Annotated in this window: 22 protein-coding genes and 1 pseudogene; 7 read left to right on the top strand and 16 right to left on the bottom strand. The window is 55.7% G+C overall.

Going from position 1 to position 26340, the window contains the following annotated elements; all coding sequences use genetic code 11:
• Positions 1-34: 34 nt before the first annotated feature.
• Entirely contained in the window at positions 35-598 is a 564-nt protein-coding gene (locus tag JI721_RS16740; protein WP_274455992.1) for a hydrolase, read from the bottom strand.
• A gap of 303 nt (positions 599-901) precedes the next feature.
• On the opposite strand from JI721_RS16740, the gene JI721_RS16745 reads away from it, so the two are divergent.
• Together JI721_RS16745 and JI721_RS16750 are read left to right on the top strand one after the other, a co-directional pair.
• Positions 902-1774 (top strand): DMT family transporter, encoded by an 873-nt coding sequence (locus JI721_RS16745; protein ID WP_407654121.1) that lies wholly within the window; start codon positions 902-904, stop codon positions 1772-1774.
• A gap of 183 nt (positions 1775-1957) precedes the next feature.
• Entirely contained in the window at positions 1958-2686 is a 729-nt protein-coding gene (locus JI721_RS16750) for a class I SAM-dependent methyltransferase (RefSeq protein WP_274455993.1), read from the top strand.
• A gap of 265 nt (positions 2687-2951) precedes the next feature.
• On the opposite strand, the gene JI721_RS16755 is transcribed toward JI721_RS16750, so the two are convergent.
• Positions 2952-4316, bottom strand: coding sequence for an IS1182 family transposase (locus tag JI721_RS16755; protein ID WP_274455994.1), 1365 nt, complete (start codon positions 4314-4316; stop codon positions 2952-2954).
• A 307-nt stretch (positions 4317-4623) separates the two neighbouring features.
• On the opposite strand from JI721_RS16755, the pseudogene JI721_RS16760 reads away from it, so the two are divergent.
• Positions 4624-5033: pseudogene (locus JI721_RS16760) on the top strand (IS256 family transposase); the annotation flags it as partial.
• A 308-nt stretch (positions 5034-5341) separates the two neighbouring features.
• Here JI721_RS16760 and JI721_RS16765 read toward each other — a convergent pair.
• From JI721_RS16765 to gabT, 11 genes are all read right to left on the bottom strand, one after another.
• Positions 5342-5572 carry a hypothetical protein gene (locus tag JI721_RS16765; protein WP_274455996.1) on the bottom strand — a complete coding sequence of 77 codons (231 nt, stop codon included), beginning with the start codon at positions 5570-5572 and terminating at the stop codon, positions 5342-5344.
• A gap of 31 nt (positions 5573-5603) precedes the next feature.
• Positions 5604-6086 (bottom strand): GrpB family protein, encoded by a 483-nt coding sequence (locus JI721_RS16770; protein WP_274455997.1) that lies wholly within the window; start codon positions 6084-6086, stop codon positions 5604-5606.
• A gap of 211 nt (positions 6087-6297) precedes the next feature.
• Positions 6298-7422: a M20 family metallopeptidase gene (locus tag JI721_RS16775; RefSeq protein WP_274455998.1), complete on the bottom strand. Its 1125-nt coding sequence runs from the start codon at positions 7420-7422 to the stop codon at positions 6298-6300.
• Positions 7423-7517: 95 nt separating this feature from the next.
• Positions 7518-8750, bottom strand: coding sequence for a Zn-dependent hydrolase (locus JI721_RS16780; protein WP_274455999.1), 1233 nt, complete (start codon positions 8748-8750; stop codon positions 7518-7520).
• Between the two features lie 69 nt (positions 8751-8819).
• Complete coding sequence (locus JI721_RS16785; protein WP_274456000.1) at positions 8820-9698, bottom strand: polysaccharide deacetylase family protein; 879 nt, start codon at positions 9696-9698, stop codon at positions 8820-8822.
• 60 nt (positions 9699-9758) lie between these two features.
• Positions 9759-11129, bottom strand: coding sequence for an MFS transporter (locus JI721_RS16790; RefSeq protein ID WP_274456001.1), 1371 nt, complete (start codon positions 11127-11129; stop codon positions 9759-9761).
• Positions 11130-11176: 47 nt separating this feature from the next.
• Positions 11177-11935: an SDR family NAD(P)-dependent oxidoreductase gene (locus tag JI721_RS16795; RefSeq protein ID WP_274456002.1), complete on the bottom strand. Its 759-nt coding sequence runs from the start codon at positions 11933-11935 to the stop codon at positions 11177-11179.
• 75 nt (positions 11936-12010) lie between these two features.
• Positions 12011-12946, bottom strand: a complete 936-nt coding sequence (locus JI721_RS16800; RefSeq protein WP_274456003.1) for a polysaccharide deacetylase family protein — start codon at positions 12944-12946, stop codon at positions 12011-12013.
• Positions 12883-13944: a C45 family autoproteolytic acyltransferase/hydrolase gene (locus tag JI721_RS16805; protein ID WP_274456004.1), complete on the bottom strand. Its 1062-nt coding sequence runs from the start codon at positions 13942-13944 to the stop codon at positions 12883-12885. The genes JI721_RS16800 and JI721_RS16805 overlap by 64 nt, the downstream gene beginning before the upstream one ends.
• A 257-nt stretch (positions 13945-14201) precedes the next feature.
• The gene (locus tag JI721_RS16810) at positions 14202-14825 is read right to left on the bottom strand and encodes a pyridoxamine 5'-phosphate oxidase family protein (protein ID WP_274456005.1); all 624 of its coding nucleotides are present in this window, start codon (positions 14823-14825) and stop codon (positions 14202-14204) included.
• A 112-nt stretch (positions 14826-14937) separates the two neighbouring features.
• The gene (gabT, locus tag JI721_RS16815; RefSeq protein ID WP_322790935.1) at positions 14938-16302 is read right to left on the bottom strand and encodes a 4-aminobutyrate--2-oxoglutarate transaminase; all 1365 of its coding nucleotides are present in this window, start codon (positions 16300-16302) and stop codon (positions 14938-14940) included.
• Positions 16303-16468: 166 nt separating this feature from the next.
• Between gabT and JI721_RS16820 the strand changes: the two genes are divergently transcribed.
• The 4 genes from JI721_RS16820 (at position 16469) to JI721_RS16835 (ending at position 22008) form a co-directional block, all read left to right on the top strand.
• The gene (locus tag JI721_RS16820; protein ID WP_274456007.1) at positions 16469-18115 is read left to right on the top strand and encodes a sigma-54 interaction domain-containing protein; all 1647 of its coding nucleotides are present in this window, start codon (positions 16469-16471) and stop codon (positions 18113-18115) included.
• Positions 18116-18342: 227 nt separating this feature from the next.
• Positions 18343-18810, top strand: coding sequence for a MarR family winged helix-turn-helix transcriptional regulator (locus JI721_RS16825; protein ID WP_274456008.1), 468 nt, complete (start codon positions 18343-18345; stop codon positions 18808-18810).
• Between the two features lie 24 nt (positions 18811-18834).
• Positions 18835-20139 carry an MFS transporter gene (locus JI721_RS16830; protein ID WP_274456009.1) on the top strand — a complete coding sequence of 435 codons (1305 nt, stop codon included), beginning with the start codon at positions 18835-18837 and terminating at the stop codon, positions 20137-20139.
• Positions 20140-22008 carry an ABC transporter ATP-binding protein gene (locus JI721_RS16835; RefSeq protein WP_274456010.1) on the top strand — a complete coding sequence of 623 codons (1869 nt, stop codon included), beginning with the start codon at positions 20140-20142 and terminating at the stop codon, positions 22006-22008.
• Here JI721_RS16835 and JI721_RS16840 read toward each other — a convergent pair.
• The 3 genes from JI721_RS16840 to JI721_RS16850 form a co-directional block, all read right to left on the bottom strand.
• The gene (locus tag JI721_RS16840) at positions 21993-23702 is read right to left on the bottom strand and encodes a glycerol-3-phosphate dehydrogenase/oxidase (protein ID WP_274456011.1); all 1710 of its coding nucleotides are present in this window, start codon (positions 23700-23702) and stop codon (positions 21993-21995) included. The genes JI721_RS16835 and JI721_RS16840 overlap by 16 nt on opposite strands.
• A gap of 86 nt (positions 23703-23788) precedes the next feature.
• Positions 23789-24607, bottom strand: coding sequence for a COG4705 family protein (locus JI721_RS16845; RefSeq protein ID WP_274456012.1), 819 nt, complete (start codon positions 24605-24607; stop codon positions 23789-23791).
• 217 nt (positions 24608-24824) lie between these two features.
• Complete coding sequence (locus JI721_RS16850; RefSeq protein WP_274456013.1) at positions 24825-26300, bottom strand: potassium/proton antiporter; 1476 nt, start codon at positions 26298-26300, stop codon at positions 24825-24827.
• Between the last annotated feature and the right edge of the window lie 40 nt (positions 26301-26340).

The raw sequence follows: 26340 nt of genomic DNA on the forward strand, positions 1-26340 counted from the left end.
ATAGGGAAATAAAAGAAGGCAGGAGCGCCTTCTTTTATTCGTTCTTCAGCACTGCTTCCGTGGTGCGGATGCGGCCGATTTTCGGAAACACGTATGTAAATGTGGTCTTATGCGTTTCATCGTTCAAATCCGTCGTCGCGTCACTTACGAAAATTTGATTGTACCCGTGCTGATAGGCTTCTCTGGCCGTCGTCTCCACGCCAATACTCGTGGCAATTCCGCACAGCACAATGGTGTCAATGCCGCGACGGCGCAGCTGCAAATCGAGTTCTGTCCCATGGAACGCGCCCCATTGACGCTTGCGAATGACAAGGTCAGAAGGCTGTAAGTCCAGCTCAGGTACGAATTCAGCCCAATCGTTTGGGAGCTCACGCGCTGGCTGAGGGGGAAGATCCGTCACAGGATGCAGTGCATCTTTTCCGTCGTGCGGCCCAACGTGCACCAAGAAGACGGGCGACGATTGCGCGCGAAACTGCTTGACCAGCTTGGCTGCGTTGTCGATGACTTCCCGGGACGAGAGGGGGGTCGTCGGGAACGCAGTAATTCCCTTTTGCAGATCAATCACCACAATCGCGGTTTTGCTTGGATCGTATAACATGTTTTCACCTCCGAACGTATTATACTCGACCGACCACCGAAAGGAAAAAGAAAGCAGGCGTTTGCGTGCCATGTCCCGCGGCATCGGACAGGTTTGCCCCGGAACGCCACGGTAGCCGACAACCGTTCTTCTGTGTTACAAGTAGAGCATAACTTTTATCGCGTGACTTTCGCAGAAGGGGAGAAGATGGTGGGCTACGTTGCGTCCAACATGAACCTTGACAGCCACAACATCCAGAACGTGTCCACGTCGATACAATCTACGGTTGCCAGCAAGAAGTTCGACCATTTTAAAGGCCTGACGATGGTGTTCCTGGGGGCGGTCCTATGGGGCGTGTCAGGGACAGCCGCACAAGTATTGTTTCAGCGGGACGGATTTGACCCAGGTTGGCTCGTCACCGTACGGATGAGTGCTGCGGGGCTGCTTCTTTTAACTGCGATCGCCATGAAAACCGGTTTGGCGCAGACGCTTGCCGTGTGGAGAAAGAAACGAGATGCGTTGAAACTTGTCCTGTTTGGCATCATCGGATTGCTTGGTGTCCAATATTCGTACTTCGCGACCATCCGCTATGGAAATGCCGCGACGGGCACCATGCTCCAGTACATGGGTCCCATCTTCATTACCGCATACATCGCGCTGCGGCAGCGAAGGCTGCCCAGTGCCTCCCAGTTGGCCGCTGTGTTCTTGGCATTGGCAGGGGCCTTCCTGCTTGTTACGGACGGAAATCTGCACAGTTTCTCTGTGAGCCCGCTGGCCGTATTCTGGGGATTGATATCCGCCCTCACGGTGGCATTTTACTCGCTGTACCCGCAGAGTTTACTCCAGAAGTACGGGTCCGCAAACATTGTCGGCTGGGCCATGCTCATCGGCGGCATCGTGATGTCATTCATCACACCACCGTGGGATTTTCGTGGTCATGGTTCGTTCGGCGCTTGGTGGCTGGTCGCCTTCGTCGTGCTGTTTGGGACCCTCATTGCGTTTTACGTCTACATTGCGAGTCTGAAATACATTTCGCCGTCAGAAGCGAGTCTGCTGTCCTGTGGCGAGCCCTTGTCGGCTTCATTTCTTGCCGTTGCCTGCTTACATGTGCAAATGGGCTTGCCGGCCATGCTGGGCGGCCTATGTGTGCTTGTGACTGTGACGTTGTTGGCCCGCAGAGGGCCGGCGGCGCAATAAAAGCCGGCGGCGCAATAAAAGCCGGCTGTGAAATAAAATCCGATGCAACCTGATTCGTGCATCTTGAAGGTTGGGAGAGCATTGAAAGTCACATAGTTAGTTAACAGTCCGGCGCACACACTCGTTCGTACAGGGAGTCTTTTTCGTTTCGACGCAGGACGAGAAGGAAGGGAGGACCATGGAGTGGCTGATGAAATCTACGAAAACCCAAGGCTGGCTGCGATTTATGACCCATTTGACCCTGACCGTTCTGACCTGGATGCCTACGAATCCATGGTTCATGAATTTGGCGCCCGTTCGGTACTCGACATCGGTTGTGGAACGGGCACGTTTGCATGTCGGCTCGCCGCTCGAGGTGTCCAGGTTGTTGGACTCGAACCCGCCTTCGCGTCGCTCCAGGTCGCGCAATCCAAAACCGGATCTGACCGTGTCACATGGATTCACGGTACCGCACGAGATCTGCCGGCACTGAAGGTCGACCTTGCGACCATGACCGCCAACGTTGCTCAAGTTTTTCTAACCGACGAGGCGTGGACGGAGACACTGCGTTCCGTGCGGAATGTGTTGGTTCCAGGTGGACGGCTGATATTTGAAACACGAAGACCCGAATCACAGGCATGGATACATTGGACGAAGGAGAGTACCTTTCAAAGGATTCACATACCGAAATATGGCGTCGTGAAAGGCTGGGTTGACGTGTTGAGCGTCCACAATTCCTTGGTCTCATTCCGATGGACGTATGTTTTTGAACGCGATGGTGCCATCTTCACATCAGACTCGACGGTGCGTTTCAGGGGACTGGACGAGCTTGTTCAATCTCTCGATGATGCCGAACTGTCCGTGGAAAAGGTAAGGGAAGCGCCTGACCGGCCAGGGAAGGAATTTGTTTTGATCGCACGGCGTGCGCGGTGATGCACGGCGCAGTCCAAGACGTAATGGCCACAGATTTTGCATTTGCCTCGTGGCGGCAGCGTACAGTGGTCCCTTCTCAGTTGTCTTGAATCCTGGGACCACTATAAAGCTCCACTAATGACTACTCGTACGCGCAATACAAAAAGACCGCTAGGTGTGTGTCCGAGTATCGATTGGATCTTTTGAACCGATAAAGGCCGAAATCACTCGATTATTGCTCTTTGACACCAAGCAGGTCCGTCGAAGCTAGTCTTGGGTGTCTGGTTCACACCGTAGCCCACTTCGGCGTTCCGTAACGGAACAACTTCAGCAGGTTGTGGCACATGGCTACCAACGACCATTCGCCTTCAACTTTGGCGAGGCCTCGAAGGGAGAAGTGGTCGAACTTTCGGCAATGCTTGATTTGCCCGTGCGGCGGCTCAACGATGACCTTTCGTCTGGCGTAGATGGCATGTCCCTTCTTCGTCTTCAGCTTTCGAGCCATTCGTTCCTTGACGCCGTAGTGACTCGGTATCCGACCTCTGACCGTGATTGGCATGGTGTTGTGTGGCTGTCGCCCGGTTGCAATATATGGGTCGATGCCTTCTGATTCCAGCCAGGTGATGTCATCCTGCTTGAAATATCCGGCGTCACAGGAAAGCCGCTTGGGTTTCTTGCTCATGTTCTCTTCGACCATCCGCATCATGTCTCGAAGATGACCTGCATCCGCCGGGCTGTTCGTGACCTTCGTTGCAACGATGATTTGGTATGCTTCATCGACGACTGACTGAACATTGTATCCCTGGATGAACCCATTCGCCGTCTTCATGATTCTGGACTCTGGGTCTGTGAAGTTCATCTGTGCCTTGTCTGCTGGCAGATCCTTTGGTTGCTTGCGTGGACGCCCACGCCGCTTGCCGCCAGGACCCTTGCCATCCGGGTCATCCTTGTTATCCTTTGACTCTTGTTCCGCTTGTTCCTTGGCACGTTTTTCAAGAGTGGCCATGGCCTCCTGGATCTTCTTCAAGCGGGTCTCCCGCCGAGTAAGCTCAACAGGCAACTCGTCTCCACGGGTGGAACCGTACCGTCGGTCTTCGCGCTCGTCCACATGCTCCACCTGACGCAGAAGGTCACGGATTTCCTTGCGCAGCTTCTCGCTGTCTTGCTTCATCCGCCCGTAGCTCATGGCCTTATGCTTGGAGGCGTTTGCTTTGATCTTGGTCCCGTCCAGCGCGATATGTCCGAGTTTGACCATGCCGGACTCAGAGCAGATATGCAGCACCTGAAGGAACAGGTTTTCGAATGCCGCCAGGTGACGTTTGCGAAAGTCACTGATGGTGCGAAAGTCAGGGAATTGGTTGGCTGACAGCATCCGATAGGCCACATTCTCTTGACAAGCCTTCGCGATCTTCCGCGACGAGTAGGTGCCTGTGGAGTACGCGTAGATGAGCACCTTGAGCAACATGGCTGGATGGTACGGTGGAAAGCCTCTGAGCTCTCGCTCGTACACGGACAGAATCGCTGAGATATCTAAACTGTCGACGATGTCGTCGATGAAGTGGACTAGGTGATCCTCAGGCAGCCATTCGTCCAGAGAAGGTGGCAACAGCATGATCTGGTTCGGGTCGTAGGGACGAAACTTTTTGGTCATCTCGAAGCCTCCAAAGGTGAGCTACAGGAGACTTCGACAGTGATCCTTTTATTACCTTTTGGGAAACCGGAAATTACTCGGACACACACCTAGGGACTACCACCGCTCTCATACGGACGCGGCGTAGTCCCGGATTTCGTGGAAATTTGAAGGTGGCGGTCTCCTGATTCCGTTTGGTATAACGGGCTTTGGGCAATGAAGAAAGGAGAGCGCAACCATGAAAAGAGTACAAGAGGTTGCACTGAAAAGCCAGAAGTAGTTTTCGAGACTAGATCCGACACGGAATCTGTCCGTCCAACTAGCCTAACTGGATGTGATGGAGGGGACCAAGCAGGGCTCCCAGGCGTTTCCCGTGCAGGCTGGCCTGCAGGTCCATTCAGGCCATGATGCTGGAGAAAGTGAATTCGCTCGTTGGCGAAGGGGAAACACAATCCGGAGCGCAAGGCGGTTCGTCACGGAACGGAGAAGGGTTCCGTCACGCTCGGCGGGCGCAGAGTGGCTGTGGAGAAGATTCGGGTTCGGAGTGTGGATGGCGTGGAGATCCCGCTGGAGACGTATCAGGCCCTGCAGGATCCCGAACTGTTGACACGGGCCGCCCTGGAGCGGATGATCCACGGTCTCTCTACCCGCAACTACGCATACGGACTGGAGCCGGTCGGTGACGACGTAGAATCCTTCGGTACGAGCAACAGTACCGTGAGCCGCCGGTTCATTGCTGTTAGGCAACTGAAGTCGACATAATATATATTATCGGACGTTATAAATGAAGCTACATTGCAGTCCTGTGTTTCAGCAAGATGCGTCGAATCCCGACTTGGTTATCAAATTGACGCTCCCCTGCCTATGCCGACTGGATACACCGCTGCAGGAGCAACGCCGTGACTTAAAAGTGCAGAGAGAGAAAAAACGCGGCGCTCCGATATACCGCATTTTGCATAACAATCAGGATTGGACGGGCTCGTTGTTGAACTAAAGCACCCGTTGCCTGAACAACACAACACGGAATAGAAAATCCATTCAATCATCTACTTGGTCAAGACACCGACCCTACGAGCCTGTTTAATTCCTTCCGAAGTCAGCTTTCCATCGCCTAATGTGCTTGAGTAGAAATACCATCCCTTGTTATGCCATTTTTGCAGATAGCTTTCAGCTTTTTCTTGGGTGAACGGGAATTCTGAAAGGGACATAATTTCGCTTGGAGTAAGATGCGTCATCGACGCTACCAGGGAGAGAAATCGAATTTCATCACTTTTCACAAGACCACCTCTTTACCCATAAATGTTGGTCTCAACTGCCCGTTAGCGACGACCTATACCATTGCACCGCTCGTCGTTCAATTTCTAATACGAGACGTTCTTTACCGTTAAGATATGAGTCGATGTCATACGGAAACTGGTGAGCCAATTGTCTCTTTAACGTACCATACATCTCAACTGTGTCAGGATGTGTTCTTAGATAATCTCGAAACGCAAGGTGACGTTCGACATCGGGACTTCCAACTTGATAAATATGAACATGGTGAGTACGATTATCTCCGCCCTTTTGGAAGTACCTTCGTCCTGTTATACCATTTTCGCCCATTGGCTCATACCCAATGTTTTGCATGTCATGATTGCATTCATCGACAAGACTAATGTCTCGAACCACTGGCATTATGTCGATGATTGGCTTGGCTTCTAAACCCGGAACAGATGTACTACCAATGTGGTGAACATCAATTAGTTGCCCTGCAAAGATGCCCCGTAGATAGCCAGATTCTTCTTCAAACATTGAAACCCATTCTTCGTTATATGGGTGATACATCAACCTTTCGCATGCTTTGCTCTACTTCCGTTCTCAGCCAACCTGCTCTATAGCGCCGCGTGTTTCTTCAAATTCGAACCGCGGACAACCCGTTAAGCGTACCTTTTAACCGTACCTTATCTTAAAATATCTTAAAATTCTAGATACATTCAAGCGGCAAGTCAACCTTGCAATCCACTTAAATTTCCAACAATAAATGGGCGACCAATGCGGCGCGTTCTGCGAAATGGTCCACGATGACGTGTTCATGCGCCGCGTGCGGGCCATCACCAACACAACCTAATCCATCCAGCGTAGGCACACCCAGGCTTGCCGTGATGTTGCCGTCACTAAACCCACCAGCCACCGCACCCCGTCCAACTGAAAACCCTAGTTCGCAGGCAATCTGCTGTGCAGTTTCGAACATGACCTCTGTGCGCTGTGTTGGCGTCATCGGCGGTCGGTTGATCCCGCCTGCCGTCGAAACCGACAACTTTTCACAGAATGGTTCGAGATGCGTCAACACATGGACCAATCGCTCCGCTTCCGAAGCACTCGTCACACGGAAATCCACTTCGAACTCAGCCTGTTCTGGCACCACATTGTCTCTCGTTCCACCGCTGATGGTTCCAACATTGACCGTCGTACCGATCTCATAATTGGTGAGTCCTTCCAACTCGAGTACCAACCGGGCGGCTTCTCGAATCGCGCTGACGCCCAGATGATGGTTCCCTGAATGTGCGGCCACGCCTCTCACGGAAACCTTGAACTTCCCCACCCCTTTTCGCGACAGTTTCAAATTTCCTGTCTCCGGCTCCGCAGGCTCAACGACCAGGACGGCACTGCACTTTCGTGCCTCCTCCTCGATATACTTCCATGACGTTGGACTTCCAACCTCTTCGTCAGAATTACAGAGAAATACGATTTTTCGATCGGGCATTCGCCCCAGTTCCTTCAGCGCCTTGACTGCCCAAATGGCTTGCACAATCCCTCCCTTCATGTCAAAAATCCCGGGACCATGCATGCGGTTCGCCGCTCGACGGAACGGAATCCTGCCCGGTTCCCAAACCGTGTCGAAATGCCCCAAGACCAGAATTTGATGCGGTCCCGTCCCAACTTCGAACCTCAAATGGTTTCCATACAGGTCCTCCGCCAAGACTTGGGGTTCCGCACCAAGGTGTTCATGAAACAGCTGTGTCAGCACTTCTCCGCAGCGGTCGACCAAAGCTTTATGCGTCGTAGGAGATTCGGCACGGACCAGCCGTTCGACGTCCTCCTCTATCCCGCTTTGATTCGCTTGCAGGTAGTTCAAAATCGTTGACATGTGGAATGTCCCCTCAAATTTCGTGTATGAAAACAGCAACCTGCGCACACATTTGCCGTTTCGTTGGCGCTTGGTCCATCCGACCGCAAACTGAATCACCTTGATTCAAGCAGCGACAAGACCGTCCGGAGCAGAACGTTCACGCCTTTCTCACAGTCCTCGTACGATGTCAATTCGTCCTCGCAGTGGCTTCGCCCGCCCACACTCGGGACGAAAATCATCGCCGATGGCAGAAAGCTTGCGACAAACTGGGCATCGTGCCCGGCGCCGCTGACCATCCGTTGGTACGAATAGCCCAGGCCTTGCACGGCTTCTTCGACGTGCTGACAGATCTGTGGATCAAACCAAACCGTGTCTCTTCCCCACACCTTGGCTGCTGTTACATCGCACCCTCCCCGTCTGCCTGTCACACCTTCCATGATTCTCTCTACCGCCTGAATCACATGCGCGTGCTTGTGCCTTGCTTCCACTGTGAAAACCACTCGATTGGGAATCACTGTGTGAATGTTCGGGTACACGTTCACCCGCCCCATGGTATATACAAGATCGCGATCGCCCAAGGCGTCAAATTCCTGTCGAAGTTGCTGGACCACTTCAACCGCCGTGAAAAATGCGTCTCGTCTCATATTCATGGGGGTCGTGCCGGCGTGATTGGACGCCCCGGTCACGACAAACTCGTAGCAAGTCATGCCGACCACACAGTCCACCACACCAATCGACAGGCGCTCCCGTTCGAGAACCGGCCCTTGCTCAATGTGAAGCTCCAAATACGCCGTTGCTTCCTTGACCCGATTTTCGGCATCGCCCTGATACCCGCTTGCCGCAAGCGCCTCGCCGAACGTAACACCAGCTCGGTCTCGCTTCTGAAACATCTCGTCTTTGCTGAACTTTCCAGCCAGAATGCCGGACGTCATCATCGCAGGTTCAAACCGAGCGCCCTCTTCATTGGTGAAATTCATGACCGTTACCGGACGGCGAGGCTGGATGCCATGGTCTACCAGCGTTCGAATCACTTCCACCCCGGCAATGACGCCGAGCACGCCGTCGAACCGCCCGCCTCGTTCGACGGAGTCGAGGTGCGACCCCATGATGATTGGCTTGGTTGTTTCAAGCCCATCCAAAGTGGCATACATACATCCGAGATCGTCCACTTGCACCCGCAAGTCTAATTCTTCAGCACAAGCCCGAAAGTAATCCCTTGCCATGATGTCTTCTTGGCTCAAGCTCAGCCGCGTAACCCCATGGTTGTCTGTGCGTCCGAATTCAGAGAATTTTTCAATTGTGCGTCTCAATCGAGCGCCGTTCACGACAAGATTTTGTAGATTCACTTTGCATTCCTCCAGGCAGGTGGAATTCTGCGTCACTCCTCATACCAAAATATTCAGGCGCACTCAAATTTAATCCCTCGCCTCTCTGCCCTTCCCTTTCGGTTGATAGATGCCAAATTCCCTTCCGCCCGCAAATGCCTCTGCTACGATATCCATCCGTTCAAATGTAAGTCCCATGTCTGCCAGCTGGTCGAGCCAGCGTTCAAGTCCCAACAATCGGTGTCCACGACCGATTACCTGCGGATGAAATGTGATGGTACATACACCATCTTCGAAGTCACGAATCATATATTCCAGGTCGGCCGTCCAGTTTTTAAAGACAGAATCCACTTCGCGCAATCCAGGCATCACGATGCTCTGCGTCCGGAAGTACTCAAAGTGAGGATAGTCATCCAACGACCAGGAAATTGGCATCTCCACAATCGTTGAATTCGGCCCCAGCTGCGGCGGGTCGTTCGGATAAATCACATCTCCTTGCCGACAGTAGTAGAGCGCATAGTCATGACCCATTTGACTGCTGTCATACAAGAGACCCAAGTTGGTCATAAAATCGATCGTTCGCGGGCTCTGGTCAAATCCTGGTCCTCGAAACCCCTTCGGCTGGATGCCCGTCAAGTTTGCAACGAGATCGTACGACCTGCGAAACATCTCTGCTTCTTCCTGTTCGGTCAACTTGTCCATATTCGTATGATTGTAGGTGTGCAGGGCAACCTCATGGCCCGCCGCAACGATCTCTTCACATACCGACCGATAGGTCTCTATCGTATGTCCCGGAATGAACCATGTGCTTTTGATTCCGCGTTCCTCCAGGAGGTACAGGATTCGAGGAACTGCCACGACACCAAACTCACCGCGCGAAATTGGCGTCGGAGTAAACAGCCCGCGGGACATCCAGAGCGACATTGCGTCAAAATCGAAGCTCAAACACACCGTTCCTTTGTTTTCCATGTTGCATCCCCCAAACATTCATGAAATAAATTCAAGACGAAATCTGATGAACCAGCGTCATCAGCTTGCAATTTCCGTCAGTGATTCGCCCTTCGTACGGATGCCCCCGGCGTAAATGATGAGACCGGACACGAGGACAATGCCTGCCAGCAGCCAAAACGTTCCGCGCGCCCCGATGGAACCCAGCGACGCAACAACGATGAACGGAGCAATGACGCCTCCGATATGCCCCACACCGTCGCCAATGGAAGTAGCGGTTGCCCTGGCTCGCGTTGGAAATGACTCAGCTGTGTAAACATACCCCACAGAGTTGGCCGCGACCATCATCGAGCTGAAGAACGTGCCGATAAACAATACAACGCCATTGTGACTTGTGGCCATGAGAACAAGCCCAACCGCAAACACAACGGTTACCAAGGCGAGATAGGTTTTGCGCTCAATCAGGTCGACCACCAAGTACGCAATCACAGCCCCAATCGGAATCGCAATGTCTCCCAAGGCACTGTAGAGCAGCCCGGAAGGCGTGGAGGCGCCCATTTGAATCAACATCGTAGGCTCGTAACCTAAGTACGCATACACGGTGATGTACCACACGCCCCAGAACCCCAACGTGACCAACATGCGACCGAGATACGGTTTCTTGAAGAGAGAAAGTGTTGGGAATCCCTCCGGCCTGTGTTCGGCAGGGACATCCGGCACCTCGGGTAACAGGTGTCCCGCTTGTCGGCAGCACTCTTCCATCACGGCTATCATTTGCTCCGCTTCGCTTTCACGCTGGTTCAAGACGAGCCATCGAGGCGACTCCGGCAGCCAGCGCCCGCGGAGAAACACGAGCATGACCGCGACCACGGCCCCGAGCGCAAAGACCAGCCGCCAGCCGACCCCCGGCACACTGACCAAGGCAACGGCCACAAAAGGGGTGACCGCCAACCCTAACGCCCCCCATAGATAGTTGTACTGCATATACTTCCCCCGGAGTCTGGAGGGAGACAGTTCGGTAATCACGGTCGCCGCCAGGGAGAGTTCTGCGCCCATGCCCAGCCCGGTCATGAAACGAAATGCAGTCAGCGACCACACATCCCAGGAAAAAGCGCAAAGCAGTCCGCCAATGGCCAGGATGACAACCGTGATCATCATGGCCTTCCGCCTGCCAATCGAATCTGCCAGATTCCCGATGATGTAGGCGCCAATCATGTATCCAAGAAGATTGGCTGTCACTGGATAGGCAGTCTGTGCTGTCGTTAAATGGAACATCTTTGTCAAAATCGGAAGCGTAAAACTGATTGCACTAATATCGTAGAACGCGAAAAAATAGGACAGCCCTACGACAATGAACACCATTTTACTGAGTCCCCATACCGGCAGCCGGTCGATACGAGCGTTTAGGCTTGCAATCCGATCTTTCGCGCCGATCTCCGTCGAAACAGCCACACCAATCCCCCCCTGATTCTCATCACCCATCGGATTTCAACTTGTTTTCACTTGAACGCCGCAAAACCGTCATCAACTCTGACCACGGTTCCGTTGATCGCGGACGCATCGTCCCCCGCAAGAAAAGCGACAACGCTCGCGACTTGTTCGGGACGAATCACTTGATGACGCATATGCACATCCTGACTCAGGCGCTTCCAGGATTGAGGATCCGTGTTCATGGATTGGACAAGCGGCGTGTCCACGAATCCAGGCGCCACCCCCACTACGCGTATTCCGTATTTGCCCAACTCCAACGCGGCGACCCTCGTCATCATGTCGACCGCTGCCTTTGACGCGTGATAAGCAATTCTGCGCTCGGAAGCGAGATACGCATACACCGACGACGTGTTGATGATCACGCCCTGCGTACCGGCCGCGATCATCCGTTTTGCAGCACCGCGCATGCCGTACAGCACGCCAAATTGATTGACCTTGGTCACCTCTTCGTATTCCTTTGCCGACATGTCCAACATCGACTTTCTGACACTGATTCCAGCGTTGTTCACCATCACATCCAACCGATTGAAGATTTCGACTGTTTTTGACAAAGCAGTTTCCACTTCATCCTCTTGAGACACATCGCACAACATCGCCTCTGCACGACCGCCAGATGACCGAATCACGTCCACGGTTTGTTGAGCACGAGCGAGATCGACATCCGCGACGACGACTGCCGCGCCTTGTGCAGCCATTTGCTGTGCGGCCGCCTGACCGATTCCACTTGCGCCGCCCGTAACAAACGCGACGCAGCCTTGAAGTGTCATGTTGCCACCTCCTTTGCGTTCTCTCTTGCCGCTGGTCCGAGGCAATCTCGGGGCTTGAACGTACACCGCGCACCATCAGGCGGGATCGTATACACCAAACGCCTCTCCCTCACGAAACCGAGCAACAATGTCGTCCATGCGCGCAAACTGCATGTCCATTTCGCCCAACGCATCCAAAAATCGTTCGAGTCCCAACAGGCGATGGCCCCTGCCAACCACCTGCGGATGAAGCGTGATTGTGCATACGCCATTCGAGAAATCACGCGCCATATATCTCACGTCATCCAGCCAGTTGGCATATACACTTTCGGTTTTGCGGAACCCTGGCATCAGCATGGTCGATGTGCGAAGGTACTCAAAGTGAGGATAGTCGTCCAATGACCAGGAAATTGGCATCTCTACGATGCCGGAGGTCTTACCCTGCACAATCGAGCCATCCGGATGGACCGTATCTGCTTCTCGGCTGTAAAAGACCGAATAATCTTGCGACATCAAACTACTATCATACTGAATTCCAAAGGTGGACAAGAACGCGATGGTGTGATCCGAGAGATCCCACCCGGGGGAGCGGAATCCGCTGGGCCGCTGACCAGTGAGTCTTTCAACGCACTGAATGGACCGCTCAAAAACGGAACGTTCGTGTTGGGCATCCAACGTCGCATTGTTTTCGTGCAGGTAACCATGCAGCGCGACCTCATGCCCCGCCTCTACGATCTGCTGACAAGCTTCGAAATACGTATCGATCGTATGGCCCGGAATAAACCACGTCGACCGAATCCCCTTCTTTGCAAGCATCCGTAATAATCTCGGCAGGGCATGAACGCCGAATTCGCCTCGTGACAACGGTGTTGCCGTCGTCATGCCACGAGATATCCACAGCGACGTTGCATCAAAATCAAAGGTCAGACAAATGTTTCCGGCATGCATACGTTTCAGCCTCCCTTGTTTCAAGTTTGCGAATTCGCCATGAAGAGGTCCTGCAGCGATATCGATTCGTATTCGTGTTCGCATGGGGGACCTTGCGCGATCAGGAACTTGCGATCGGTCAAGTCCATCACCGTCGAAAAGGCTGAACATACCCGTTCGTTTTCCGGGTCTCGTTCGTCCACGTGCCGGCAGATGCCATTGGGATAGCTATAGTGATCGCGGAATACATCCTGAATCGCTTGAATGGAAACGGTTCTTGATGCAATGTGCGGGTTGAGGAGCCTGCGTGCCCGACTTGGACGGAGAATGGTCAGGGCCGAGTGCGCCTTCTTTAAATCCTTCACAGGAAGCGAACTCAGGAAGTGGTTGGAATGGATGAGGACCCCAGCGTCCGGAAGAAGGTACCCGAAGTCATTCGGACAGGCTTCAATGTCAACCGCTTCACTCTCACCATCAGCGATGAGAAAGTTTCCAGAAGAACATCGAGGGGGGTCAACAGCGGCACGAATTGCATCTGCCATCGATCGCGATTCCAACACGCCTCTGAGCAGCACATGATAGGGAACGCCATCCAGTCCACCGTCTGCACTGCATACCAATAAATTTGCGCATATCCCAAGCCCCGCTGAATTCATCCCGCTTTTCGCGACCATCCCTGCCTCGGTCAACGTCAAAACCGTAAAGCCGCTTTCATCCTTTGTCGCAAGCAGCAGGGTGACATCACACTGCTCTGGGTGCCAGTCCCAATTCTGACCCAACAGCATATGGCGTGTCTCGGTCACTTCGGGGAGTGCCGCAATGGAAGTACAGCCTTCTTCTCCCCGCGTTCTCGCACCATACAAGATTTCCGTTCGTGCATTGAGCGCGAAGATATGCGCAGCTGGATGTCCAGCCCCCTCCCCAATTCCGTCGAGCATTTCGCCGATGCCAGCGTTGTACCCGTACGTAAGACTTCTGAACGCCTCGCCAATGGACAACACTTCGGCATTTGTCAGTCCTACGACATCTCGAAATCTACGCAGATAGTCTTCCAAATTCTTAGAAATCATTTCCCGCATTTGTTTCCCGTACGTAACTCCCATGCTGCCATGTTCTCCTTCAAGAAAAAGAACCGGTAATGCAGTGATGCTTTCCATCGTGCGCCACCCCTTTCGTCTCTCATGTGGTGTTCAGCCATGACACCACACGACCGGACCCGTCAAAAATCTTAACAACGTTTGTCAGCTAATACTTACAAGCACCTTACCACAAGGCTCCACCTGCCGCATCGTACAATCTGTAGCATGTCAATGCAGAAATTCATCCGTTTTTGTCCAATGCACATACGTGAAATGTTACATTACTTGTCATCGCCGGAACCATCACCGTCTCGACCGCCTGCAGCGCGCTTCCTCGCCACACACAATCGTGCATCGAATTTTTGTGTTCGTCCGGGATAAAACAGACGGTCCCAATCCAATGGATTGTGTTTCGCCGTGATTCTGTCTGGCGTCAGACGGTATACGGCCACATGACTTCCGGCACTAGATAGATAAGACTTCACATGGTTTGGATGAAGCGGCGCCTCATAGTATCCGGGCACATACTTCGTCAGCATCGCGTCCAGTGCCGCCGTGGACTCCTCCAAGTCGGGGACCGCGCAAATTCTTCCAAACAGCATCACACTCAAATATGCGGTATCCGTCTTCGCCGGGACCGGGTCGGCTAACGTGCCATTGTCCTCACTGACTGTAAAGGTTGACCTTGGGGCTCGTGACAGCAGAGCGGCCTTCCTCCCGGACTGGGCTCCATGAATGTACAGGCAATCTCGGTACCACACGAAATTCAGCGGAATGACGTATGGCTCGTCATCGTCCACCAACCCTAGATAGCCGACACGACTCTTTCGCAGCAACGATTCTACGAGCGCCATGTCATCGACAGCGAGACGCTGCTTTCGAATGCCTGTTTTGAATACCTCCATGCTCAGACCTCCGCTGTTTGGGTTTCAAGGAGAAGGGGCTGCACGGGTTTCCCTGACATTGCGTCCGGCGGCGAACGCGTCATCCACGTATGCGTCAGCTGCAACGCTTACTTCATGAAGTCCACCCCGCTTCCTCCGCTGTCTCAGCGACAGCATCCGAAAGGATTTGTAGTCCTTGCTCTAAATCTTCATCTGTGATGATGAGCGGCATCAGAAACCGCATCACGTTGTTGTAGACACCGGCCTTGATGGTCACCAAACCATTTTTCAAGCACTTGTCGCTTACTGCAGAGACCGCCTCTGGGTACGGCTCTTTCGTGTCCCGGCTTTTCACAAACTCCATGGCAACCATTGCACCCTGCGCTCGAACGTCTCCAATCACCGGATACCGCTTCTGTAACTCCAACAACACTGCGCACATCTTTCGGCCAATCTCGACTGCTCGCTCGGCTAGCCCCTCTCGTTCGATCACTTCAATCACTTTCAATGCCGCGACGGCTGCGAGCGGATTACCGCCATAGGTGCCCCCAAGCCCTCCAACTTCCGTCGAATCCATGATTTCCGCCTTACCGACAACAGCAGAAATCGGCAGTCCCGCTCCAAGAGACTTCGCCATCACGACGATGTCTGGGTCGAGATTGGTGTAGTGATTCGTGGAAAACATTTTCCCCGTCCGTCCAAATCCGGTCTGAACTTCATCCACAATGAACAAAATCCCGCGGTCGGCGCATATCTTTCTTATCTTCGGCAGGTAATCCGGGGGAGGAACGATGAACCCTCCTTCCCCCTGTACGGGTTCCACAATCACGGCGGCCACATCATTGGCGTCAACATAAGTGTCAAAGGCCTGAATGATGGCAGTCACACATTGGTAACCGCAGTCACCATAGGTCTGTCCAAACGGGCAACGGTAACAGTTTGCAAATGGCAAACGATACACTTCCGGGACAAACGGTCCGAACCCGGCCTTGTACGGATGAACCTTGCTGGTGAGAGCCAAACCCATGTTTGTCCTGCCGTGAAACGCATAGTCAAAAGCCATCACAGCACAACGGTTGGTGTACGACCTAGATACCTTGATCGCATTTTCTACTGCTTCTGCGCCGCTGTTGGCCAGCAGAGCTTTTTTCTCGCCATCCATCGGCGCAATCCGGCAAAGTTCCTCCACAAGTTGAAGATAGGGTTCGTTCATCGCAACGTGAAAGCACGTATGAAAGAACCGTTCCGCCTGCTCTTTCACTGCCGTGACGACTTCGGGATGCGAGTGACCAACATTCAGGCATCCGATGCCGCCTGCAAAATCGAGGTACTCCATGCCATCAGCATCCCACAACCTCACCCCTTGCGCGCGAGTGACGGTGATTGAATTTTGCACGGAGACTCCCTTTGGGACATACTTTTGTCGACGCTCTATGGCAGATGGTCGAACAAACGGCTGAGATGTTGACAAACTGCTCCCCCCTAGAAAGCAATACAAGTTGGCGAACCTATGAATGCTTCACGCAAGAGTCATGCCAACCTGACCATCAGCGGTACGTCCGTCACACGCCGGGACTTTTCCCTCACGGGATTCACACCTGCATGTCATACGTGTATAGTTAATTCAGTATTGAATTATTTTTCACACAAAAGGAAGATAGCGCATGATTCCTGCATTCCTCGCGTTGAACGTCCTAGATACCCCCATCCTCTTTTTTAACGAGCACGACCAACTCACGTGGGCCAATGATGCAGCCCATGCGACATTCTCAGAGTTGAAGATGGGTCAAGTATGGAATACAATGCCCTTTCCCGATGGATACCTCTACCAGCTCCATGCCTTTTCGCATGAATTCACAGTCGGAACGCTTGTTGAGTGCATCCGAAACGAAGACATTTCCATTCGTTCGGAAAACCATGTACTTCAGGCTCGCAACCGGGAGCTCGAACGGCTTCTGGACGCGGCATCCGACGAACTGTTTGTCACCGATGGGGACGGGCGGATTCTCTTGGTGAACCAATCGACGGAATCCTTCTATGAGATGAAACTAGAAGACATCATCGGAAGAACTGTGTTCGAATTGGAGGAACAACGCGTCTTCTACCCGTCCGTAACAGCCATGGTATTGCGGGAGCGGCGCCGGCAAACCATCCTTCAAAAGACACGGGACGGACGAAACCTCGCCGTCACTGGCACACCGGTCGTCAATGATAATGGAGATATTGTACGGGTAATTTCAACAGCCATTGACCTGCATCAACTGGCATTCTTCCAACCTGAAATGAGACAAAATGGCAACCCGTACGACTTCGGTGAAGCACCGGCAGAAGCACCGTTTGACACGAAAATCATCGCGGAGAGCCAACCCATGCGCGACTTGCAAAGGCGCATCAATCGCCTTGCGTCTTTTGACGCAGCCGTTCTGCTGATGGGCGAAACCGGCGTGGGAAAGAATGTACTCGCAAATCACATCCACAAGATAAGCCGACGCTCCTCCGAACCCTTCGTAGAAATCAACTGCGCAACCATCCCCGACGCTCTGTTTGAAAGCGAATTGTTCGGGTACGAGCGGGGTGCCTTCACTGGGTCAAACAGAAGTGGAAAACCTGGAAAAGTGGAAGTTGCCCATGGAGGCACACTGTTCCTTGATGAAATTGGGGAAATTCCGCTTCACATGCAATCCAAACTACTCGACCTCGTACAGAATCACACCTTTACTCGTGTGGGAAGCGTTCATTCAAAAACAGTCGATGTACGAATTATCGCGGCTACCAATCGAGACTTGCGAGAGATGGTGGAGAAGGGCCTGTTTCGCGCGGATCTTTACTATCGGCTCGATGTCATCAAGCTGCACGTGCCGCCGCTGCGTGAACGGTTGGCTGACATTCCGGCATTGAGTATGGCGATTTTGTCAGACTTGGCGAAGCGGCATCGACAGCCGCCGAAGACGCTGCATCCATCCACGGTTTCCGTTCTACAGTCGTACCCTTGGCCCGGCAACATTCGGGAACTGCACAACGTTCTCGAACAGGTGGTTGTGTGGCAGGACGCACAGATCATATTGCCCATCCATCTCCCAGAACACGTACAACACCACAGCCAGCAACCGTCGATGGACATACACCATCCAGGAGGGGACGACGACATCCGTCCGCTCGAGGGTGGACTGTCAGAATTACTGAATCGTTACGAGCGCCAAGTGCTGCAGCATGCGCTGGCGCGGTGGGGGACGACCTACGCGATTGCTGAGCAGCTGAAGGTCAGTCAACCAACGGTGTCACGAAAGTTGAAAAAGCACGGGCTGATTTGAACAAAGGCGTTCCTGTTTGCAAACCAAGGTGGATACTGCGTCCGGCGACTGACCGGGCTTCCGAGATTGCATCGCGTGCCTCCATAGACCCGCCGGAGACGCAAAGGTGCCGCAATGTTGGGTGCCTGGCTGTTTGCCATCACGCCTCCCTGCCCCGCCTCCGCCTTGACTTTCGGCATTTATTTTCGTTAACTAAATAATATAATCAACAAGGAGCGCGATTGCCCGTGGACAGTGGCTACATGGACCAGTTTCTGACGTACTGGCAGGCCATCAACCGGCACCTGCGACGAGGCATGCTGTCGGCAGGCACGGAACACATCACCCGCCTTCAATGGATGTTGCTGCGGCATGTGCACAAGGCGTCGAACACGACGATGGGCAGCCTGGCCGAGAAGTTTGGTGTTCGCCCCAGCACCGTTTCACAGATGACGGACCGCCTGGAAAAAGCGGGCCTGGTGACTCGCCTGTCGGGAACGCAGGACGCCAGACAAAAGGTCGTGCGGCTGACGCCAAAGGGCGAAGAACTGATTCATCAGGTGGAAGCCGTTTGGGCAGAGCGGCTGGTCCAAGGACTCAATCACTTCACGGACTCAGAGCTGGCGCAGTTGATTGAACTGCTCGGCCGGTTGGCGAATGCCATGCGGGATGCCAACACAAACGATGAGACCAACACAAACATTGAAACCAACTAGACCAGAAGTGCAGGTGTGGATGCCATGCTGCTGAGAAGATACAAAGATAAAACCGTGCTGCATTTGCAAATCGCCCGTACCCTGCGCAGTATCACGCAAGGCATCGCCGTCGTGGACTTGACGCTCTACCTCAAGGACTTGCATTGGTCGGGCGCCGCCATTGGCGCCGTCATGTCGGCGGCCGGGCTGGTGGGTGCCGCGCTGATCTTGCTCGTCGGCATCATGAGCGATCGACTCGGCCGCAAGCCGTTTCTCATCGTCTACGAAATCCTCACCGCCATCGCCGCGTTGCTCATGGTTTTTACAACCCAGCCCGTCATTCTGACCCTCATCATCGTACTCACGGGCTTTGGCCGCGGTCAAAACGGGGCTGCTGGGCCGTTTACGCCTGCAGAACAAGCATGGATGGCTGCCCGCGTCCCCCAGTCTGAGCGCGGCAGCGTATTCAGTACCAATACGGCACTGGGCTTCTTTGGCATGGCCATCGGCGCGCTGGTCGCCGGCACCCCGAGTCTGTGGCGTGAACAACTGCCAGGTGCGCTCGGGTTCCACCCGTTGTTTGTTCTGATGTTCTTGATTTCGCTGGCCTGCGTGACTGTCATTGCGACGGCACCCACCGGCAAGACGGTGGACACGGCTTCCACGCACACGCGAAACCCAGCACCCCCCGCGCCAGCGCTCAGCAACAAAGCGACCGAGTCCACGATTCGACGCCAAGAGAATCGCAACATGGCAAAACTCGCGGCGGTCAATGTACTCAACGGCCTCGCCATCGGTTTCATGGGGCCGATGATGTCATACTGGTTCTCTACGAAGTTCGGCGTGTCCTCATCGGAAATCGGCACCACCTTGGCGGTGTCCTTTCTGTTGACCGCATTGTCTTCACTCATCACCGGCTTTCTCACCCGGCGGTTCGGCATGGTCCGGTCTGTCGTCTGGCTGCAGTTGTTTGGGATCGCGATGGTTATCCTGCTCCCCCTGGCACCGACGTTCTGGCTGGCATCCGCGATTTACGTCATCCGTTCCGCCTTCAGCCGCGGGACGCAAGGCGCTCGGTCGGCCCTCAGCAGCAGTCTCACGCGCGACCAGCGGCGCGGGTTTTCGGTGAGCATGAACTCGCTGGCGATGCGTCTGCCGTCCGCGATTGGGCCGACGCTCTCAGGTACGATGCTCGATGCGGGGATTTTCACCGTCCCCTTCCTGATTACGGGCGCCCTGCAGCTGTGCTCGACGCTGTTGTACGGACGGTTGTTCCGAGGCTTTGATGTACACGGCAGCGATGAGGAACGCCCAGCCCACCCGGACGACCAGCGGAAGGAGTCGACGTAAATGCAGGAAATGCGCGAACTTCGTGCAGGCGCCGGCCTTGGCGGACACGGCGGCGGCAACCGATGGCAGATGCGGGAACTTGCGAAGGGCGAACACTTTGACTGGCCCATCATCCGACGCGCGCTCGAAGCGTTTGTTCCTTACTGGAAACACGCCATTCTCGTTTCCTTTGTGATTTTGGCCACATCCGTGGGCGGCGTGGTGCCAGCCTGGCTGACACAGCAGATTATCGACGAGGGCATCGACAAACGCCGCATGTCCGTCGTGATCTTCTTCACCCTGGCGCTCATCCTGACCGCGATTGCGACGGGACTTATCAGTGTGCTGCAGACCTGGCTGAGTAACCTCATCGCCCAGAACGTCATGGCGGACTACCGGATGACGCTGTTCCGGCACCTGCAGCGACAGACCGTCAGTTTTTTCGCGTCCAGACAGGCGGGTGACCTGGTTTCCCGTGTCACCAACGACGTGACGGCCATTCAGAACGTGGTGACAACCACCATTGTCGGATTTCTGAGCAATCTGCTGAGCATCGCTGCAACCCTGTTCATGATGTTCAGCATGAACTGGAAACTGGCCGTCCTCGCCGTGATTGTCGTGCCTGGGTTTGTCATCCCGACCCAGCGCGTTGGGCGCGCACGCCAGGAGCTTCAGGCGAAAATTCAGGAGTGGCTCTCGCGCATGACTGTACAGCTGAGTGAGTCGCTCGGCGTCAGCGGCGCGCTGCTCATCCGCATTTTCAACCGTCAGGCGGCCGAAGAAGCGCAGTTTGCCGAGTCCAACGCCAGATTGCGTGACCTCCAGGTTCGTCAGGCCCTCATCGGCCGCTGGCTCTTCATGTGGCTTGGCATGTTTTCGTCCATCGGTCCGGCGCTGTTGTGGGGCTATGGCGGCTGGCTGGTGATTCATCACCAGATTGGCCTCGGTGTCATTGTGGCCTTCACCACCTTGCTCTCCCGCCTGTACGGGCCGCTCAATCAGCTGGCCCAGGTGCATGTGAGCGTCCTCTCTTCCGTCGCGCTGTTCCGGCGGATTTTCGCGCTGCTCGACACCGAACCGGAGGTGCGCGACGGCGATGTGTCGATTCCGCCAAACAGCGTACAGGGACAAATCCGGCTGGAACATGTGTGGTTCTCGTATCCGTCAACCGGCGAGGCAAAGGCACCGCAGGACGCGCCGGTTCGGTGGGCGCTCAAAGACGTCAGCCTGACGATTGAACCCGGCGAAACCGTCGCCTTGGTCGGCCCAAGCGGTGCTGGCAAGACCACGCTGCTCAATCTGATCCCGCGTTTCTCGGACGCCTCGCGGGGGCAGCTGTACCTGGACGGGATGGATGTCAAAAGCTTAACCTTGACCTCGCTCCGCTCACAGATGGGCCTGGTCCCGCAGGATCCGTTCTTTTTCCACGACACCGTGGTGAACAATTTGCGTCTTGCCAAGCCAGATGCAACCCAGGCGGAGATGGAGGCGGCCTGTCGCGCCGCGCAAATCCACGACACCATCGCGGCGCTGCCGCAAGGGTATGAGACGGTCGTCGGCGAGCGCGGATATCGCCTGTCCGGCGGCGAACGCCAGCGCCTTGCCATTGCGCGCGTGCTGCTGCAGAATCCAAAAATTGTCCTGCTTGATGAAGCCACCAGTTCGCTGGACACGGTGGTCGAACGACAAATCCAGGAGGCGCTGGCGGTTTTGTTACAAGGACGTACCGCGGTCATGATCGCGCACCGGTTGTCGACGATTTTAAAGTCGGACAAAATTGTGGTCATGGAGAAGGGACGGGTCATCGCCGTCGGAACACATCATTCTCTGGTCCATCACAATCCGCTGTATACCCGATTGTACGAGACGCAGTTTCAGGTCGAACCGTAAACAGCAGGACCCTGGCAGGTGCGTACGTAGGTTTCATAGTCTTCGACTTCCGCCGCCATGCGGTTCGCATCCCAGCCGAGCAGTTCTGCCATGACCTTTGCAATCGGGTGCGCGACCGAGCGTCCGTGCCCAGCAGAGAAATGGTAGTAATCCGTGCGGCGGACCAGGACATCCTCCAAGCGCACCGCCATTTCGTGGCGGACGAGGTAGGCAATTTCCGCGGCGACGAGCTGGCGCGGCGCATCTAAGCAGGTTTGCATCGCCTTGTCGGACGCATAGAGGTCGCACAGGCTGGGCCATGCAGAACCGAAGGTACTGACCCACCGCTTGGCCACCGACGCTGGCACGCCCCGGTCAACGCACGCCTCCAGGGCGTCTTGGCCAATCTCGCCGCCCCCCCCGAGCGGTTCCGTCAGCGAAGCCTTCAGCGGACGTGCCCACGCGGGCTGCATGCCCGCGTGTTCAGCCGCAGCCGCCCACGCGCGTTCGGCCATCTTGCGAAACCCGGTGAGTTTCCCGCCCGCGACGGAAATCAACCCGCTTGGACTGACGATGATTTCGTCCCGCCGCGAGATTTGCGACGGGGACTTACCGGGTTCGTGCAGGAGCGGGCGCACGCCGGCCCAGCACCCGATGATGTCCGCTGCGGACACATCAACATCAGGAAATACTTGGTGAATGCAATCCAAGAGATAGCGTACGTCGGCGGGCGTGACGGTCGGTGCCCCCGGGTCGCCGTCGTAGTCTGTATCCGTCGTGCCCACATAGGTGCAGTCGCCGTGCGGAATCGCGAACAGGGTGCGCTCATCGACGCCCGGAAACATCACCGTCAGGTCGAGGGGGAACCTGGCCTGTGAAAACACCAGGTGAATGCCCTTGGTCAGGTGCAGCCGCTTGGCATTCATGGCGGCATCCCGCTGTGCGGTGTCGAGGGACCGAACGTGATCGACCCACGGGCCAGCAGCGTTCACCACCGCACGCGCTCGCAGAGGATAGCGTTCACCGGTCAGGACGTCCGTCACCACGGCGCCGGTGACGCGCCCGTCCGCATACGTCAATGCATCGACGCGTGCGTAGTTCATCGCGGCGCATCCGCGCTGGCAAGCTGCTTTGAGGGTCTCCACCACCATCCGCGCGTCATTCGTCGAAAACTCGTCATACTGCAGCCCGCCAACGAGGCGCTCTGTCCGCAGGCTGCGCACCTTCTCCAGGACCTGCGCCCGTTTCAGCGACTGGTGGCGGTGCTCACTGTCTACACCCGCGAGACGGTCAAACAGGGTCAACCCCATCCGGGCCGTCAACGGACGCATGCCGATATCGGTATACAGGGGAATCAAAACGGGCTGGCGGTGCACGAGGTGCGGCGCGATGCGCTGCAACACATCCCGCTCTCGGCTCACCTCTCGCACCAGGGCCACTTGGCCTTGGGCGAGGTAGCGTAACCCACCGTGAATCAATTTGGACGAACGGCTGCTCGTGCCGCTGGCAAAGTCGCCCTGCTCCACGACCAAGGCGCGCGCCTGACGAAGCGATGCCTCACGCAGCACGCCTGCTCCCGTGATCCCGCCGCCAATGATGAGCACATCCAGTTCTCCAGCCGCGGCTTGCTGCAAGTATGACCGGCGTGCAGCGGCCGAACATGCCCCCGCGAATGGCCCCGCCGATGCTTCCGCCGCAAAGGACGACTCCGTCAATGCATTCGCCTCCCTGCCGTCTCGACACGTTCATGGCTCAGTGTATTCTGCGGCAGCACCGAAACATGCCGGGACAACCGGCGGAACTACAGGCCGGGGCGCTGCACGGGGCGTGACGGAATGCGTCCATCCCCGTCCGTCGTGTCTTTCCGCGTGATCGCAAGATAGGTCACGACGATCACGATGAGGATCGTCAACACGAGGCTCACCGGACCCCCGCCCACGCCGAGTCCGCCGGCGCTTTTGGACACGCCGAACCAGTCCGCAAACGAGGCGCCGACTGGCCGCGTCATGATGTACGAAAACCAAAAGGCAAATACGCTGTTGAGGCGAAACTTCCAGTACCCGAGGGCAGGTAGTAACAGCAGGACAGAAAAGAGCAGCCCAGACGTCAAGTACCCCAGGTGCAGGGTCGTCGCCGTCATGTCTCCCGCGGCTGTACCCAGCGCAAACGTGGCCACAATCGTTGCCCAGTAGAAGGCTTCGCGCCGCCGCGTCGTGATACTGTGAATCGAAAGCGTGTGCTCCGTCCGCTGCCACACCGTGAGAAGAACGAGCAGCGCCAGGAGGAAAAACGCCGTGGAGATGGCATATGGAATCCCGAGGACAATGTGAACGGCGTCTGCGGCCATCGTCCCAAAAATACTGACCATCACCACGGCCAGCCAATAGACCCATGCGATATATTTGCGCACAGCGAACTGCAGAACCAGTGCGCCAGCAAACAGCACGAAACCGAGCAGAACGGCCGCGTAAGGGCTGATATGTGTCACCAGGTAATCAGAAGTCGCCTCTCCCATCGCCGTCGAAAGCAGCTTCACAATCCAGAAGTACAACGTGATTTGCGGCACTTTGACGAACCATGGATGCCCGGGTGATGTGGGTGTCTCGCGAACATGGCGCATCGCAGATCCTCCTTTGGAATTCGCACAACGGATTTCGCAGAACCGCCGCAAGGGAAAGACGACGGACGAGCGAAAAAAGTTCACCGCAGGCGCCGCGTGAGGACACCATCGGCGCGCAACCCGCGTGCGCCGGTTGATACAGGGAACGCCCCGCCCGTCAACGGAATCGGTCAACCGAACCGGTCAACCCGGCCGCCTGGCCGCAGCATGTCCGCGTTCAAGGCAAAAAGGCCGGGTGGCCCACAACCTCTCCTTCAAACAGGGCGCGCAATTCGTCGACATGTCTGCGGTCCGACAGAACCAGCAGGTGGTCGGCCGCCTTCAGGCGTGTCGCCCCGCGCGGCACAATCACGCGATTGTCGCGGACGATGGCGTAGCACAGCGTGTTGTCCGGGAAAGGGATGTCCACCATTTTACGGTCAATCAGGCGAGACTCCGGCGCGATCTCGATGGGCACCACGATGGCATTCTCCCGCGCGATGGCGACCAGTTCAATCAGCCCTTCCGACGGGGACGGCTCCAGCAGCGACAGCTTATGCGCAAACGGCTTCACGGTCAGTCCCTGCACCAGCGTCGAGGCCAGCACGACGAAAAACACCGCATCCATCATGGTGTTTGGGGTGTAGCCCGGCGCGAGCGTCGCCGTCAGGACCAGGACAATCGGCACCGCCCCGCGCAGCCCCGCCCAACTGAGGAACAGTTTTTCGCGCCAGTGAAAGCCCATGCCGAGCGTGGACAGCCAAACCGCGAACGGCCGTGCAAACACGAGCGCCCCGAGGGCGAGGCCAATGCCCGGTAGAAAAATGGTGACGAGCCGATGGGGCACCATTTCTAGCCCCAGCACCACGAACATCAGAATGTGCATCGTCCAGGCGAGGCCTTCATGAAATCGCATGATGCTGTGCCGGTGCTCCATCCGTCGATTCCCCATCACCACCGACGCGACATACACGGACAGGAACCCGCTTCCGTGCAGCAGGTTTGCGACCGCAAAGGACAACAGCGCGAACGCTAAAGACAGGGTCGGATACAGACCGCCCGTGTCCAGTTTGATTCGCTGGTTCGCGAACGAGCCCAAATATCCAGTCGCAATGCCAACGGCGAGGCCGACCAGCATCTGCAGTGCGAACGTCCCGAGGACAGCGCCTGTTGCAGTCCAGAAGGGCCCCGTGCCGTGGACCGACCACTGGATGAGCACCAGCGTGAGAAAAAACGCCATCGGGTCATTCGTACCCGATTCGACTTCCAGCACATCGACCAGCCGCTTGCGCAGGGGTTGTCCACCCAGCATCGTGAAAACGGAAGCGGCATCTGTCGAGCTGACGGCGACGCCCAGCAAGGCGGATGGATAGAACGGAAGACGCAGCAAGAAATACGCCAGCGCCCCCATGACCAGCGAACTGAGCAGCACGCCGACCGTGGCCAGCGACAGCGCTGGCGCCCAGACCCCGCGAATTCGTTCGATGGAAGTGTGCAGCCCGCCTTCGAACAGAATCAGAATGAGGGCCACATAGCCAATCGCATGCGCCCAAGTCAGCGGGACCGCCGACGCAATGTGGAATCCGCCGGGTCCTAACAGCACCCCAATGGCGACAAAGACAATCAGGACAGGCAAGCCCAGTCGGCTTCCGACACGCGCTGCCCACACGCCCGCCAGCAGAATCACGGACAAGAGGAGGAGAACCGACTCCATCGCCCGCCTCCTTTCGATTCAGATTCATTCCCAGATAACC

The sequence above is a fragment of the Alicyclobacillus cycloheptanicus genome (assembly GCF_028751525.1).
Classification (GTDB): domain Bacteria; phylum Bacillota; class Bacilli; order Alicyclobacillales; family Alicyclobacillaceae; genus Alicyclobacillus_L; species Alicyclobacillus_L cycloheptanicus.